At 71.6% G+C, this 15403-nt stretch carries 13 protein-coding genes; 5 read left to right on the forward strand and 8 right to left on the reverse strand.

What is annotated here, in order from left to right:
- Positions 1 to 200 precede the first annotated feature (200 nt).
- Positions 201 to 1685, reverse strand: a complete 1485-nt coding sequence (hemG, locus tag ACIF6F_RS31815; RefSeq protein ID WP_399954870.1) for a protoporphyrinogen oxidase — start codon at positions 1683 to 1685, stop codon at positions 201 to 203.
- Positions 1686 to 2050: 365 nt separating this feature from the next.
- Here hemG and ACIF6F_RS31820 point away from each other — a divergent pair, with 365 nt between their 5' ends.
- Together ACIF6F_RS31820 and ACIF6F_RS31825 are read left to right on the forward strand one after the other, a co-directional pair.
- Positions 2051 to 2779, forward strand: coding sequence for an SDR family oxidoreductase (locus tag ACIF6F_RS31820; protein ID WP_399954873.1), 729 nt, complete (start codon positions 2051 to 2053; stop codon positions 2777 to 2779).
- Positions 2780 to 2920: 141 nt separating this feature from the next.
- Positions 2921 to 3799: an NmrA/HSCARG family protein gene (locus tag ACIF6F_RS31825; RefSeq protein WP_399954876.1), complete on the forward strand. Its 879-nt coding sequence runs from the start codon at positions 2921 to 2923 to the stop codon at positions 3797 to 3799.
- 39 nt (positions 3800 to 3838) lie between these two features.
- Here the strand turns inward: ACIF6F_RS31825 and ACIF6F_RS31830 are convergent, their stop codons facing one another.
- Complete coding sequence (locus ACIF6F_RS31830; RefSeq protein ID WP_399954880.1) at positions 3839 to 4456, reverse strand: DsbA family protein; 618 nt, start codon at positions 4454 to 4456, stop codon at positions 3839 to 3841.
- 222 nt (positions 4457 to 4678) lie between these two features.
- Between ACIF6F_RS31830 and ACIF6F_RS31835 the strand changes: the two genes are divergently transcribed.
- The 3 genes from ACIF6F_RS31835 (at position 4679) to ACIF6F_RS31845 (ending at position 6927) form a co-directional block, all read left to right on the forward strand.
- Entirely contained in the window at positions 4679 to 5707 is a 1029-nt protein-coding gene (locus tag ACIF6F_RS31835) for a methyltransferase (protein ID WP_399954883.1), read from the forward strand.
- A 109-nt stretch (positions 5708 to 5816) separates the two neighbouring features.
- Positions 5817 to 6248: a carboxymuconolactone decarboxylase family protein gene (locus tag ACIF6F_RS31840; protein ID WP_399954886.1), complete on the forward strand. Its 432-nt coding sequence runs from the start codon at positions 5817 to 5819 to the stop codon at positions 6246 to 6248.
- Positions 6249 to 6264: 16 nt separating this feature from the next.
- On the forward strand, positions 6265 to 6927 hold the full coding sequence (locus tag ACIF6F_RS31845; protein ID WP_399954889.1) for a sulfotransferase family protein: 663 nt from the start codon (positions 6265 to 6267) through the stop codon (positions 6925 to 6927).
- An 81-nt stretch (positions 6928 to 7008) separates the two neighbouring features.
- Here ACIF6F_RS31845 and ACIF6F_RS31850 read toward each other — a convergent pair whose 3' ends face one another.
- The 6 genes from ACIF6F_RS31850 to ACIF6F_RS31875 all read right to left on the reverse strand — a co-directional run.
- Complete coding sequence (locus tag ACIF6F_RS31850; RefSeq protein WP_399954892.1) at positions 7009 to 8955, reverse strand: multicopper oxidase family protein; 1947 nt, start codon at positions 8953 to 8955, stop codon at positions 7009 to 7011.
- 101 nt (positions 8956 to 9056) lie between these two features.
- Positions 9057 to 10847, reverse strand: coding sequence for an ABC transporter ATP-binding protein (locus ACIF6F_RS31855; protein ID WP_399954895.1), 1791 nt, complete (start codon positions 10845 to 10847; stop codon positions 9057 to 9059).
- A 381-nt stretch (positions 10848 to 11228) separates the two neighbouring features.
- Entirely contained in the window at positions 11229 to 12146 is a 918-nt protein-coding gene (locus ACIF6F_RS31860; protein WP_399954898.1) for an ABC transporter permease, read from the reverse strand.
- On the reverse strand, positions 12133 to 12939 hold the full coding sequence (locus tag ACIF6F_RS31865) for an ABC transporter ATP-binding protein (RefSeq protein WP_399954901.1): 807 nt from the start codon (positions 12937 to 12939) through the stop codon (positions 12133 to 12135). The genes ACIF6F_RS31860 and ACIF6F_RS31865 overlap by 14 nt, the downstream gene beginning before the upstream one ends.
- A gap of 59 nt (positions 12940 to 12998) precedes the next feature.
- On the reverse strand, positions 12999 to 14105 hold the full coding sequence (locus ACIF6F_RS31870) for an aliphatic sulfonate ABC transporter substrate-binding protein (protein ID WP_399954904.1): 1107 nt from the start codon (positions 14103 to 14105) through the stop codon (positions 12999 to 13001).
- Positions 14105 to 15403 (reverse strand): sulfate adenylyltransferase subunit 1 (locus ACIF6F_RS31875; RefSeq protein WP_399954908.1); only part of this gene is annotated, 1299 nt, incomplete at its 5' end. The genes ACIF6F_RS31870 and ACIF6F_RS31875, both read right to left, overlap by 1 nt.

Raw genomic sequence — 15403 nt, forward strand, 5'->3', positions numbered from 1 at the left:
CGGCCGGGGGTCCGGTCGGCGATGCGATCGCCGACCGGACCTCTTGCCGACCGGACCTCCTGCTGACCGGACCCTGGTGACGAGAAGGGGCCGTGCCCGATCGGGCACGGCCCCTTCTCGTCACCAGGAGATCCGGCGCACACATGCCGGATCCCCCGGCGCGATCGCTTCGGGATCGCGCCGGGGGACCCCGATCCGGCTCAGACCCCGGCCGCGACCGAGGAAGCGGCGGCGGCCGCCTTCCTCACGAAGGGGAGGATCTGGTCGACGGCCCGGCGCGAGGTCATCATGCAGACGCCGACGCCCACACCGTCGTACACCGCACCACACACCGCCAGTCCGGGCTGGGTCGCCACGGCCTCACGGATCTGCCGCACCCGCTCGACGTGGCCGACGGTGTACTGCGGCAGGGCGCTCTCCCAGCGGCTCACCCGGGTCGCCACCGGGGCACCGGACACGCCGGTGGCCTCGGCGAGCTCGGCCGTCGCCAGCTTGACCAGGTCGGCGTCGTCGAGCTGGAGCAGGTGCTCCTCGCCGAACCGGCCGATCGAGCAGCGCACGATCTCCACCTCGCCCGCCAGGTGCGGCCACTTCACCGTGGTGAACGTGACCTCCTTGACGGCCTTGCCCTCCTCCGCCGGCACCCGGTAGCCGGCGTAGCCGCGGCCCGTGAGCCCGCCGGGGAACGCCCCCTTCGGGAAGGCGAGCGTGACCATGGCCACGCTGGAGTACGGCACCTCGGAGAGCGCCGAGACGGCGGAGGCCGTACCGGGGACGCCCGCGAGCAGGCTGCCCGTCGGGCCGGCCGGGGTGGCGATGACGACCGCGTCGGCGTCGATGACCTCCGCGTCGGCACCCGACCCGACGGTCACGCGCCAGCCCTCGCCGTTGCGCGCCAGCTCCCGGACGGAGGCGCCGGTGCGCAGGGCCGTGTCAGGCGCGGCGTCCAGCACCTGCTGGATGATCGCGGCGGGCAGCGTGCCGAAGCCGCCCTCGATGGTGGCGACGCTGATCGGCGGGAGCTTCTCGCCCTCCTGGAGGACCGGCACCAGCGAGCCGGCCGCGTCCGCGAGCGAGATGTGGTCGCGGGACGCACGCGCCAGCGGGGTCAGGGTGGCCTCGAACGACAGGTCCGCGGCACGCCCGGCGAACACACCGGCGAGGAACGGCTCGACGAGGCGGTCCACGACCTCCTGGCCGAACCGGCCGCCGACGAAGGACGCGACCGAGACGTCGCCCTCCAGGTCGAAGGAGGGCAGCACGAGGTCCTGCCGCGCCCGCTCCACGCCCTCGGCCGACAGCACGCCGGACCGGGCGAGGTCGTCCATGTCGCAGGGCACACCCATGAACTGACGGTCGGGCTGGTGCTTGATCGCACCCTGGGTCCAGATCGCCGACGCGGTGACCGGGCCCGCGGACACGATCTGCTCGCCGAGCCCCGCCTCCTTGATGAGGCCGGTGGTCTTCTTCCGGTTGGCGTACAGCGACTCGGCGCCCTCGTCGACCGGGACCCCCGCCACGTCGGAGACCAGCAGCTTTCCGCCCAGCCGGGACGAGCTCTCGAGGAGCGTCACCCGCACCGGCTCGTTCCGCAGGTGGAACGCCGCCGCCAGTCCCGAGATACCGCCACCGACGATGACCACGTGGGGCTTACCGCTCGCCTGAGCCTGTTCGCTCCCAGTCATTCCACCAGCTCCTTCATGGTTACGGTGTTGTAAGACCTGCCGACGGACGACGACGGTCGGCGCCGACACAGGCGTGGGCAGTCTGGCCGGGCGCCCCGGATCCCGGGTGGAGGCCGCCTCGAAAGGCCGGACCGTCTCTCGCGATTGCGCGCCGGCCGCCCGTTCAACTGCGGACCCGCGGCGTTTGAACACGGTGTTTCCGGCGGCGGCACCGCCGGCCGCCCGGGCGTTTGCGTTTCATACCGTGAACGTATTAATTCGTTCCTCGAAAACCGGGCGCACGACGTTCCGCTCGCCGCCTCTTCCCATCCGGCGAAGTGGCGTTCCGGGGGCAGTGCCACCTGGACCTCACGAAAGGAAAAGACGTGCCGGTCGAGAAGATCGCGCTCATTACGGGCGCCAACAAGGGCATCGGATTCGCCATCGCGCGGCAGCTCGGCGAGCAGGGGATCACCGTTCTCGTCGGCGCCCGGGACGAGGTGCTCGGCAAGCAGGCCGCCGACGCGCTTGCGGGCGACGGCATCACGGCCGTGCCGCTCCGGCTCGACGTGACGGACCCGGCCTCCGTGGCGGAGGCCGCCCGCGAGATCGAGAGCCGGTTCGGGCGCCTGGACATCCTGGTCAACAACGCCGGCATCGCGGGCGGTTTCACCGGGGCGCCCAGCGAGGCGACCGCCGCCGACCTGCGGGAGGTCTACGAGACCAACGTGTTCGGGGTGGTCACCGTGACCCACACGTTGCTGCCGCTGCTGCGCCGTTCCCCGGCCGGCCGCATCGTCAACCTGTCCAGCCACGTGGCCTCGCTGACGCTGGGCTCGGCCCCGAGCGGCCCGCTGGCGAACGTCAGCATGATCGCCTACCAGTCCTCGAAGACCGCCCTGAACGCGGTGACCCTCGCGTACGCGAAGGAGCTGCGGGAGACCCCGGTCAAGGTCAACGCGGCGCTGCCCGGAGTGGTGGCCACCGACATCAACGGACACCGCGGGTTCCGGTCGCCCGCCGAGGGCGCGGAGATCGCCGTCCGGCTCGCCACGCTGCCCGAGGACGGCCCGACGGGCCAGTGCCTGGCGGACGACGGCCCCGTCCCGTGGTAGCGCGCGGCGTCACCACGCAGAGGACGCCCGGCGCGGAAGAGCCGGCGGCCTGATCCCGCAAGGGACCGCGGCCGTTCGCGGCCATCACACCGATCGCCGGGCCGGGCGAGGCCCGGCGGGCACACGACATGGAGGCAGACAGTGGCGGATGCACAGACGATCCTGGTGACGGGCGGCACCGGCCGGCAGGGCGGGGCGGTCGCCCGCGACCTGCTGCGGCGCGGTTTCACCGTACGCGCCCTGGTCCGCGACCCGCAGAAGGCGCAGGCGCGGGCGCTGGAGGAGGCGGGCGCGGTCCTCGTCCGCGGTGACATGGAGGACGCGGCGTCGCTGGACGCGGCGATGGAGGGCGTATACGGCGTCTTCAGCGTGCAGACCTTCCGCGGCCCCGGCGGCGTCGAGGCCGAGATCCGCCAGGGCAAGGCGGTGGCCGACGCCGCGGTGCGGGCCGGGGTCAAGCACTACGTGTACAGCTCGGTCGGCGGTGCGGACCGGGACACCCGCGTCCCGCACTTCGAGAGCAAGCTGGTGGGCGAGCAGTACCTGGCCACGCTCGACCTGCCGACCACGATCCTCCGGCCGGCGATGTTCCACGACATCCTGCTCGACATCAAGCCGCGCCCGGTGCAGGGCGAGCTCGTCCTGGCCATGTGGCTCGACCCCGAGACCCCGGTGCAGGTCATCGCGACGAGCGACATCGGCGCCTTCGCCGCGGACGCCTTCGAGAACCCGGAGGCGTGGCTCGGCCGGACGGTCGACATCGCCAGCGAGGAGCTGACCGGGCCGCAGATGGCGGCGGCGTTCGAGGCCGCCTCCGGCATCCCGACCCGCTTCCAGCAGCTGCCCATCGAGCCGCTGCGCGCCGGCCGCCCGGACCTCGCCAACATGTTCGACTGGTTCGAGCGGGACGGCTTCCAGGCCGACCTGCCCGAGCTGCGCAAGGGCCGGCCGAACCTGCTCTCCCTGGAGGCCTGGCTCAAGGACAACTGGACCCCGCCGGAGATCCCGGCCCGCGGCTGACGCCGCCGGCCGCGGGCCGGCCGGGTACGGAACCGGGACTCAGGCGAAGATCGGGTCCCGGGTCCGGGTGCGCTTGAGCTCGAAGAACCCGTCGGTCTCGGCCACGGCGAGCACACCGTCCCAGAGCTTCACCGCGGCCTCCCCGCGCGGCGTGGGCGTCACCACGGGCCCGAAGAAGGCCACGTCCCCCACGGCGATGACGGGGGTGCCGACATCGGTGCCGACGCGGCCGATGCCGTCGTGGTGCGAAGCGCGCACCGCGGTGTCGTACGCGTCGGACCCGGCGGCGTCGGCCAGGGCGGGGTCGAGGCCCGCGGCGGCCAGGGCCTCCGCGTAGGTGACCCGGTCCTTGGGCGCCTTCTCCAGGTGGAACCGGTTGCCGAGCTCCGTGTAGAGCCGGCCCAGCACCCCGGGTCCGTACGCGCGCTCGGCAGCGGCGCAGACCCGTACCGGCTCCATCCGCAGGGCCAGGTTCCGGTGCCAGCGCTCGTCCAGGTCCGCGCGGCCCTCGTTGAGCACCGTCAGGCTCATGATGTGCCAGCGGATGTCCAGGGGCCGTCGCTCTGCGACCTCGAGGACCCATCGGGAAGTCATCCAAGCCCAGGGGCAGGTCGGGTCGAACCAGAAATCCACCGGGGTCGGGGTGTCGTGCGCCAACGTCGGCCTCCTCAAGGCGACTGCAAGGTCGCGGTCGGCACAGCCTGACAAGCGGGCTCGGATTCCCGGTCGAGCGTCAATAGAGGTGGCCTCCGTTCAAACGCGAGAATTCCCCGTGCCGGACATTCACGTCAACGATTTGAGAAAATCGGCCGGTTGCGGCGGGGAGAAGCGCCGACCTATCGTCTGGAATCCGTGAAAAGACACTCCGAGGGGAAATCGATGTCCGCATCGGCCGAGGTCCGCGACCAGTCGGATTCCTACGCGCTGCTCGATTTGATTCAGGGTGCCGTCATCACCCAGGCGATCTCCGTCGCAGCCAGGCTCGGCATCGCGGACGTGCTCGCCGACGCGCCGATGTCCGCCGAGGACATAGCGCAGCGGGTCGAAGCCCACCCGGGGGCCACCCACCGGCTGCTGCGCGCGCTGACCGGCCACGGGGTCTTCGCGGTCCGTCCGGACGGCCGGTACGAGAACACCGCCCTGTCCGACAAGCTCCGCGAGGACGCCCAGGACTCGATGCGGAAGTTCGCCGTGCTGATGAGCGACCCGCTGCTCCACGAGGAGTGGGGCCACCTGCTCACCACCGTGCGGACCGGCGAGGCCAACCTCCCCAAGCTGCGCGGCATGAGCACGCTGGACTTCTTCCACGCGAACCCCGCCTACGCCGCCACCTTCTTCCAGGCCTTCGGCAAGGTCTCGGAGTCGGAGACCGACCCGGTCCTGGCCGCCTACGACTTCTCGCAGTTCGGCACCGTCGTCGACGTCATCGGCGGCCGCGGCTACCTCCTGGCGGCCGTCCTCCAGCAGGCGCCGGACGCCAAGGGGGTGCTGTACGACTTCGAGATCGCGACCGTGGACTCGGCCTCGCTCTTCGAGGAGGCCGGCGTCGCGGACCGCTACACCATCGAGCACGGCAGCTACCTCGGCAAGCTCCCCAAGGGCGCCGACGCGTACCTGTACAAGCGCATCATCCACAACTTCTCCGAGGAAGACGCCCTGACCGCCCTGCGCAACGCGCGCGAGGCGATCGGCCCCGACGGCAAGCTGCTCTGCATCGAGTACCTGCTGCCCGAGAACAACGAGCGCCACATCGGCCACACCATCGACCTCTGGCTGATGCTGATGATCGGCTCCCAGGACCGCACCCTCGCGCAGTACACCGAGCTCTTCGCCAAGGCCGGCTTCAAGGTCACCAGGGCGATCCCCACCGCGTCCCCGATCTCGATCATCGAGGCGATCCCGGTCTGACGGCCCCTCCGACGGCCCCGCCCGACGGACCCTCCGGCAGTTCCGCCCGACGGCCCGTCCGACGTCGTTCCACCTTCCAGCGCACCCTCACCACACAGGAGAACTCCCGATGGCTCCACGGATGGACAACCCCTCCCTGGTCGTTCCCGGCGCCCTGCAGCCCCTGCTCGACCTGTCCGAGGTCATCGGCAAGGTCGGCGTGCCGCAGTCCACCCTCGACTTCATCCGGCTGCGCGTCGCCTCGCTCAACGGCCGCGTCTACACGTTCCCGGCCGAGCCCGCGGACAAGCGCCTGCTGCTGGTGGACGAGTGGCGGACCGAGGCCTCCTTCACCGACGCCGAGCGCGCCGCGCTGGAGCTGGCCGAGGCCGTCACCCTGCAGACCGACGCCGCGAACGCCCCGACGGACGAGGTCTGGGGCAATGCGTCGAAGCACTACACCGACGTGCAGCTCGGCGCCCTGGTGATGCACATCAGCCTGGTCAACTTCTGGAACCGGGTGAACGTCGCCACCCACCAGGACGACGCGGTCTGGCGCTGAGGAAGAGGACACACCCGTGCTGAAGCTCATCAACGCCGGCCTCGGCAGGACCGGCACGACATCGCTCCAGGTGGCCCTGGAGCGGCTCGGCCTCGGCCCCTGCTTCCACATGTTCGACGTCGTCGACGACGACGAGCGCCTCGCGCAGTGGGAGCGGATCATCTGCGACGGCGAGCGCCCCGACTGGGCCGCGCTGTACGACGGCTACGCCTCCGCGGTCGACGGCCCCTCCACCGTCTACTACCGGCAGATCAGCGAGGCGCTCCCCGAGACCAAGGTGGTCCTCACGGTGCGCGACGCCGAGGGCTGGTACAAGAGCACCCACGACACGCTGTACCAGTTCGCGCTGCGGACCAGGCAGAACCCGCCCGAGCCGGGCTCCCGGCAGGCCCGGCTGTTCCGCGTCGTCAACGCCCTGGTCTGGGACGGCCTCTTCGACGGCCGCTTCGAGGACAAGGACCACGCCATCGCGGTCTACCACCGGCACACCGAGGACGTCGTACGCGCCCTCGGCGCGGACAACGTCCTCGTGTACGACGTGCAGCAGGGGTGGGAGCCCCTCTGCGCGTTCCTCGGGGTCGACGTCCCCGACGAGGAGTTCCCGCGCGCCAACAGCTCCGAGGAGATGCGCCGGCGGATAGCCCAGGCCACCGGCGCCGGCCAGGCCCCCGCCGCCTGAGCCCCCGCGTCCCGGACCGGGACGGGAAGAACGGCCCGTGGGCCCGCGCCGGACACCGGCGCGGGCCCACGGCGTTGTGCGTCAGTGGTGACCGTGGCCCCCGCCGCCCGCCTGCAGATGGGCGGCCGGCGACACCACCAGGGGCCGCACCATGTGCTGCTCGTGCTCCAGCATGTGGCAGTGGTGGACGCCCCTGCCGACGACGGGGAACCGGACCGCCACGGTGACCAGCTCGCCCACGGTCGCGTTCGGCCCGATCTGGCCGGCCGTACCCACCCGGATGACGTCCTTCTCCCCGAGCTCGTGCGCCTCCAGCGCCGCCGCGGCCTTGAACGCGATGGGCCGGGACGAGCCGCGGGTGGCCCGGTCGAACCCGCTGATGTCGTAGTTCTCGCGGGACAGCACCTGGAAGTGTGACAGGTGGATGTGCATGGGGTGCGGGGACGCCGCGAGGTTGAGGTACTTCCAGACCTCCGTGCTGCCGTGCGCGACGGTGAACGCGTTGCCGTCGTCGTACGCCGTCGCCGTCCTGCGCAGCGTGACGATCGCGCCCTCGGCGTCCCGGACCTGGACGACCCCGGCGGCCGGGAAGGTGAGCCCCGCCGGGTCGACCTCCTCCATCTCCCACAGTTCGGGAACGTTCGTCGAGCCGGGGCCGACCACGACCACCCACCGGGGGGCGCGGTCGTGCGGCACGTCCTCGTGGGTGAGCCGCTTGAAGGTGGGCGAGAGGGCCTCCGGCAGCACGAACCTGCCGGACGGCCGCTGGTCCGCGACGCGGAACTGCATCACGTCGGGCTCCAGCAGGTCGTTGAGCTTGTTGGAGGCACCGGGCACGATGCCCTCCAGCGTGTTGACCAGCTTCAGGGCCTGCCCCCGGAACGCGCTGAAGTCGACCAGTACGTCCACGCGCTCGCCGGGGGAGAGGTTGAGCGCCCCCTCGACCGCCAGCGGCTTGTCGATCAGGCCCTGGTCGGTCCCGATCACCTTCAGCGCTCCCGGTACGGGCTTGCCGTCCGCCAGCAGCATCAGCCGGTACATCCGGGAGTTCGCGGCGTTGGCGATCCGGAACCGGTACCAGCGCGGCGCGACGTCCAGGTACGGCCAGACCACCCCGTTGACCAGGGTGTACGGGGCCGCGTGGGCGCGCATGAGCTTCTGCGGGCCGATCATCTCCACCTTGTGGACCAGCCGGCCGACGAGGGCACCGGACTCGTCCACGTCGAAGTTGCGGTCGCTGAGGACCAGCGGCACGTCGCGGGCGCCCTCGGGCAGACCGAGCGCTTCCTCCTCCTCGTTGCGCGAGAGGAACAGGCCCGCGAGGCCGGCGTACACGCTGAAGCGGCTCACGTGGTGGGTGTGGTCGTGGTACCAGAGCGTCGTCGCGGCCTGGTCGTTCGGATAGGCCGACAGCTGCACGTCGCCCGGGCCGATGAGGTTCTCCATCCAGCCGTCGTTGCCGCCGCCGGTCAGCATGCCGTGCAGGTGCACCGCGGCCCACGGCTCCAGGCCCGCCACGCCGGCGACCTCCTGGGTCCCCGCCGTGCCGGGGTAGTTGGTGAGCGGGTCGGGCGCGCGGCCCGTGGGCGAGACGAAGTCGACGGCCTTGACGGGTATGTTGCCCGACAGCCGGTTCTCCCAGACGACCCGCAGCGGACGCCCGCTGACCGTCTTGATCGTCGGACCGGGGAAGACGCCCTCGTACGTCCACATCGTCACCGGCGGCATCTCCGAGTGCACGGTGACGTCGGCGGTGCGCATCCGGACGGTCAGCTCGTCGTGGTCGCCGCGGTCGCGGGGGCGGAGCACGGGCGGTATGCGCAGCGGATCCCGGAACTTGGTCAGCTTCAGCTCGGGCGCCGACGGCTCGGGCCCGCCGGCGCTCGCGGCGACGGCGACCGCGCCTTGCGACTTGAGGAGGGGGGCGGCGGCCACCAGGGCGCCCAGGCCGGCCATGGTGCCGCACCGCAGCAGCGCGCGGCGGTTCAGCCCGGAGGGCTCGAATGCTTCGGAAGCTGTGGGTTCCATTCCCCCGACGCTAGGGGCGGCCGCTCTCGACGGACTCGAACTCGGCTCCAGACCGGCGGGGTCGGTCCGTGGAGCCGGGCCCGGGCCCGCCGAGCGCGGCGTCAGACCGCGATCGGCTCGCTGTCCCGGTTGACGAGCGTCGCGTAGTGGCCGGCGCGCAGGAGCAGCTCGTCGTGGGTGCCGCGCTCCGAGATCCGGCCGCGGTCCAGCACGATGATCTCGTCGGCGTTGCGGACGGTCGACAGCCGGTGGGCGACCGTGATGGTCGTACGGCCCACGCTGGCCGCGTCGATGGCCTGCTGGACGGCCTGCTCGGTCTGGGTGTCCAGGGCGCTGGTGGCCTCGTCGAGCACCAGGATGGGCGGGTCGCGCAGGATGGTGCGGGCGATCGCCAGCCGCTGCTTCTCACCGCCGGAGAACCGGTACCCGCGCTCGCCGACCACCGTGTCGTAGCCGTCGGGCAGCAGCATCAGGTAGTCGTGGATGTGGGCGATCCGCGCCGCCGCGTACAGCTCCTCGTCGGTCGCGTCGGGCTTGGCGAACCGCAGGTTCTCCGCGACCGTGGCGTGGAAGAGGTACGTCTCCTGGGCGACCACGCCGACCGCCGACGTGAGGGTGTCGAAGGACATGTCGCGCACGTCGACCCCGTCGATCGTGACCGATCCGGACGTGACGTCGTAGAGCCGCGGGATGAGGTAGCTCAGCGTGCTCTTGCCCGAGCCGGTCTCGCCGACGATCGCGAGGCTGCGGCCCGCGGGGACCGTGACGTCCACGCCGGCCAGCGTCGCCTGGTCCGCGCCCGCGTAGGAGAAGCCGACCCCCCGCATCCGCACCTCGCCGCGCAGGACGGCCGGCTTCACCGGATGCTCCGGCTCGGCGATGTCGACGGGCAGGTCGATGTACTCGAAGATGCGGCCGAAGAGCTCCAGGGAGCCCTGGATCTCGATGCCGACGGTCAGCAGGCGCTGAGCGGGACGGAACAGGCTCTGCTGGAGGGACGTGAAGGCCACCAGGGAGCCGATGGAGATGGCCATGTGCCCGTTGTTGGACGTCAGCCCCGCGACCCAGTAGATGACCGCCGGCATCGAGGCGATGACGACCCAGATCGTGGACTGGTACCACAGGCCCGCCGTGGTGACGCGCACCTCGACGTCGGTGAGCTTGCGCGACTGCCGCGCGAAGTTGTCGGTCAGGGAGCGGGAGCGGCCCATGGTGTGGCTGAGCAGGATCCCGCTGATGGACAGCGACTCCTGCATGGTCGACGACAGCTCGGCGAGCCGGTTCTGCCGGTCGCGGGTGATGTGCCGCCGCTCGTTGCCGACGCGCCGGCTCACCAGCGCGAACATCGGCAGCATCAGCATCGACGCGAGCGTCAGCCGCCAGTCGAGCATGAACATGGCGGTGGTCGCGGCGATGACGATCGTGATGTCGGACAGCAGCGCCGTGGCGGTGGTCGTGATGGTGACCTGCATCCCGCCGATGTCGTTGGCGATGCGCGACTGCACCTCGCCGGTACGCGTGCGGGCGAAGAAGGCCAGCGACATCCGCTGGAGATGGGCGTACACCGCCGTGCGCAGGTCGTGCATGACGAGCTGGCCCACGGTGGCCGAGATGTGCGTCTGCCAGACGTTGAACGTACTGGTCGTGACGGACACCAGGATCATGCCGAGGGAGAGCAGGGACAGCAGACCGAGCCGGTCCTGCGGCAGCGCCACGTCCATGATCTCGCGGATCAGGAACGGGTTGACCAGGGCGATCAGAGAGGAGCCGGCGACCAGCAGCACGACGGACAGCAGCTTCCTCCGGTACGGGCGGAACAGCCCGAGGACGCGTCGGATCTCGCCTTGTTTCAGTGCCTGGGGACGCGTGGTGCCCGAACTGGCGCGGCTCACCCTGGCCTCCTTCTCTCTTGGGTCGGTTCCGGTCGACGGAACGCAGGACGACAGCGGAGTCGAAGCCGCTGGAGGGCGCCTATCGCAGTTGCCTGACCAGCGCCGCCCACTGGGCTTGCTCCTCCCGCGACAGCGCCGGCGGGAGCGGCTCGTCGGCAGGCGGGGCGGTGGCTTCCTCCCATGCGCAGGGAGGACACAGGCCGTTCCACGCGAACCCCGTCCACATGAGGCCCTCACCGAACTTCTTCCATACGGATCGCATAGCGGACCTGGGCCGCGTGCCCATCTCGGTCTCCATTCGCTGGGGAACGCCCGACGTCATCCTTCGCAACGCGCCTCGACGGGACATCGGGACCGTGTCGAGTGCCACTGGAGGCCGCCTCAGCGCGCGGCCAGCAGTCCGCGGCTGCGCAGCACCCGGCGCTCCAGCGGGGAGAAGAGCAGCAGGTCGATGGCGACGCCGACGACGAAGATCAGGAGGATGCCGAGCATCACACCCGGCATGTCGGAGAACTCCCGCTGGTTCTGCAGGAAGCGGCCGAGGCCGAGCCCCAGATCGGGGGAGGAGGCGATGAGCTCGGCGGCCATCAGCGACCGCCAGGAGAACGCCCAGCCCTGCTTCAGACCGGCCAGGTACCCGGGCAGCGCGCCGGGCAGCAGCACGTGCCGGGCGCCGCGCAGACCGCTCGCGCCGAGCGTACGGCCGGCCCGCAGGAACAGCGGCGACACCTGGTCGACCCCGGCGATCAGGCCGTTGGCGATCGAGGGCACCGCGCCCAGCAGGATCACGGCGTACATGGCCGAGTTGTTGATGCCGAGCCAGATCACGGCGGCCGGCACCCAGGCGACCGAGGGCAGCGACTGCAGGCCGGCCAGCACCGGCCCGATGGCGGCCCGCACCGGTTTGATCTGGGCGACGATCAGGCCGATCGGCGTACCGATCACAACGGCTGCCACGAAGCCCGAGACGCCGCGCCAGAGGCTGGTCCAGACGACGGAGAACAGGGTGCCCTCGCCCCAGAGGACGGTGAGCGCATGCCACACGTCGGCCGGACTCGGCAGCTTCTCGGGGCTGGTCAGGTGCAGGCTGTAGGCGAGCTGCCAGAGCCCGACGACCAGGACCACGCCCAGGACCGGCGGCAGTACCTTCGCCCGCAGCACCTGGCGGTACGAGGTGCGCTGCACGGGGCCGGTCTCCAGCGCGTCGAGGCCGGCCCCGAGCGTGTCGAGGCCGCCCCCCACGACGGCGCGGCGGGCGGCGCGGTCGCTCGGCGCGTACAGGGTGTCAGTGCTGGACATGGCGGCGGATCTCCCCACGCAGGTGCTCGGTGATTTCGATGGACAGCTCCGCTACCTCGCGGGACTCGCCCCGCAGCGAATGCGGCAGGTCGACGCGCCACTCCCGGGAGATCCGGCCGGGCCGGGACGAGAGCAGGACGACCCGCTGGGCGAGGCGCACGGCCTCTCTCACGTTGTGGGTGACGAACAGGACGGTGAGCCGGCGCTCGTTCCAGATCCGGGTGATCTCCTCGTGCAGGACGTCCCGCGTGATGGCGTCGAGCGCCGCGAACGGCTCGTCCATCAGCAGGACGGTGCCGCCCTGGGCGAGCGCCCGCGCCATGGCCACGCGCTGGCGCATGCCGCCGGAGAGCTCGTGCACCCGCTTGCGGTACGCCCCGCCGAGGCGGACCAGCTCCAGCAGCCGCTCCGCCTCGGGCCTGCGGTCCTCGCGCGGCACGCCGGCCAGGCGCAGCGCCAGCTCGATGTTCTTGCCCGCGGACAGCCACGGGAACAGCGCGTGGTCCTGGAACATCAGCGCCGGACGGGTGCCGGGCACCTCGATGCTGCCGGCGCTGGGCTCGTCGAGCCCGGCCACCAGGTTCAACAGCGTGGACTTGCCACAGCCGGACGCCCCGAGCAGGGTGACGAACTCGCCCGGCGCCACGTCCAGGCTGATGTCGTCGAGCACGACGGGGCCCGCGCCGGGGCGGCCGAAGCCCTTCGAGACGTGCGAGAGCCGGACCGCCGGGCACTCGTCCGTGGTGGTCTCGACGACGGGTGCGCACTGCGGGACGGTCAGTGCCGTGGTCATTTCGGACACCTCCTGCGGGAGTGGACGGGGGCCTGCGCGGAGCTACGGGGTGCGGGCCGTCACCTGACGCCGAGTCCGGCGTCGGCCGCGGCGGGCCGGCCCGCCGCCGTGAGGACCTTGTTGAGCAGGGTCAGGTCGACGATCCCGGCGAGGTCGGGCTTCTTGAGCAGGCCCGCGGCCACCGCGTGGTCGGCCCCGGCCTGCAGGGTGCTGGCCAGCGGGTCGTCGATGAAGTCGATGCTGCGCCAGGCGGGGTCGAGGATCTCGGGCGGCAGCGCCTTGCCCGTGTCGGCCTTGATGCGCAGGTTGGCGTCGGCCTTCGCCTTCTCCGGGTCGGCCTTGATGAAGGCGTTGGCCGCCAGCGAGCCGCGCAGCACGGCCTCGACCACGTCGGGGTGGGCGGCCAGGAACTTCTGCGAGACGATGATGTTGGTGGTCACGAACTTGCCGCCCGGCCACAGCGTCTTCTCGTCCAGCAGGACCTTCGCGCCGAGCGTGACCAGCCTGGAGGCGGTCGGCTCGGGCACCCAGGCGCCGTCGATGGAGCCGGACTTGTACGCCTCGGGCGCGACCTTGTTCTCCGTGCGGACCACGCTGACGTCACCCGCGCCGGAGGCCGGGTCCACCTTGTAGCCCTTGCCGGCCAGGTAGTTGAGCAGGGCGACGTCCTGGGTGCCGCCCAGCTGCGGGGTGGCGATCTTCTTGCCCCGGAGGTCGTCCAGCGAGCGGACCTTCGCCGGGTTGACCACCAGCTTCACGCCGCCGGAGGCCGCACCGCCGATGATCCGCAGGGACGTGCCGTGCGATTTGGCGTAGCTGTTGATCGCCGAGTTCGGGCCGATCCAGCCGATGTCGATCGATCCGGCGTTGAGCGCCTCGATCTCGGCCGGGCCGGCATTGAAGAACTGGGACTTGATCCGGGTCGACCCCAGCTCTTTCTGGAAGAACCCGTCCTGCAGGCCCACCAGGGCGGTCCCGTGCGTGAGGTTCGGGAAGTAGCCGATCTTCACGGTGTCGGCGGAGAGCTTGGCACCCGATCCGCCCACGGTCTGGTCCACCGGGGCGTCGTCGGCGCTGGCGCCGTAGCCACAGCTCGTCAGCAGCCCTGCGGCCGCGGTCACTGCGACGGCCGCCATGGCCACGCGCCCTCTCGTGTGGTGGAACATCAGACCCAGTCCTCCTCGTGTGGTGCCGCGGCCGGGGCGGCCGGGCGGCGTACGGTCTCGAAGGGCTCGCCCGCCATGCCGGCGGCGAGGGTGGTGCCGTCGGCCGGGTCGATCAGCAGGAACGAGCCCGTCCGCCGGTTGTCGGCGTAGGGGTCCAGCGCGAGCGGCTCGGCCGTGCGCAGCACGACGTGGCCGATGTCGTTGACCTGCAGGCCCTCGGCGCCGGGGCGGCGCTCGAGCGTGCCGATGTCGATCCGGTACGAGATGTCCTTGACCAGGGCGCGCACGGTACGGGTGGTGTGCTTGACCAGCACCTTGGCGCCCACGTGCAGCGGCCGCTCGTTGAGGTGGCAGACGCTCGCCTCGATGTCCTGGGTGGGCGCCGCGGCCGTTCCCCTGGCCGCGATCAGGTCGCCGCGCGAGACGTCGACGTCGTCGGTGAGCCGGACGGTGACGGACTGGGGAGCCCAGGCGACGTCCGTCCGCGCGCCGAGCGCGTCGATGGCCGCGACGGCCGTGGTGCGGCCGGAGGGCAGGACGGTGACGGCGTCCCCGACGCGCAGCACGCCGGAGGCGATCTGGCCGGCGTAGCCCCGGTAGTCGTGGTGCTCGGCGGTCTGCGGACGGATCACGTACTGGACCGGGAAGCGGGCGGGCTCTTCCCTGGGGTCGCTGCCGACCGGGACGGTCTCCAGGTGCTCCAGCAGCGTCCGGCCGCCGTACCAGTCCATGTTGGCGGAGGGCTCGACGACGTTGTCGCCGGCCAGCGCCGAGAGCGGGATCGCGACGACGTTCCTGACCCCGAGCGTGGCCGCGTACGAGGTGAACTCCTGGGCGATCTTCGCGAAGACCGCCTCGTCGTAGCCGACCAGGTCCATCTTGTTGACGGCCAGCACCACGTGCGGCACCCGCAGCAGGGCGGCGACCGCGGTGTGCCGGCGGGTCTGCTCGACCATCCCGTTGCGGGCGTCGACGAGGACGACCGCGAGCTCGGCGGTGGAGGCCCCGGTGACCATGTTCCGGGTGTACTCCACGTGCCCGGGGGTGTCGGCCAGGATGAACCGGCGCCGGGCGGTGGCGAAGTACCGGTAGGCGACGTCGATCGTGATGCCCTGCTCCCGCTCGGCCCGCAGGCCGTCGGTCAGCAGGGCCAGGTCCGGGGCACCCTGGCCGCGGTCGGCGGAGACCCGCTGCACGGCCTCCAGCTGGTCCTCCAGGACCGACTTGGAGTCGTGCAGCAGCCGGCCGACCAGGGTGGACTTGCCGTCGTCGACGGAGCCCGCGGTGGCGAAGCGCAG

Origin of the sequence: Streptomyces sp. NPDC086023, assembly GCF_044540325.1 — a bacterium.
GTDB lineage: Bacteria > Actinomycetota > Actinomycetes > Streptomycetales > Streptomycetaceae > Streptomyces.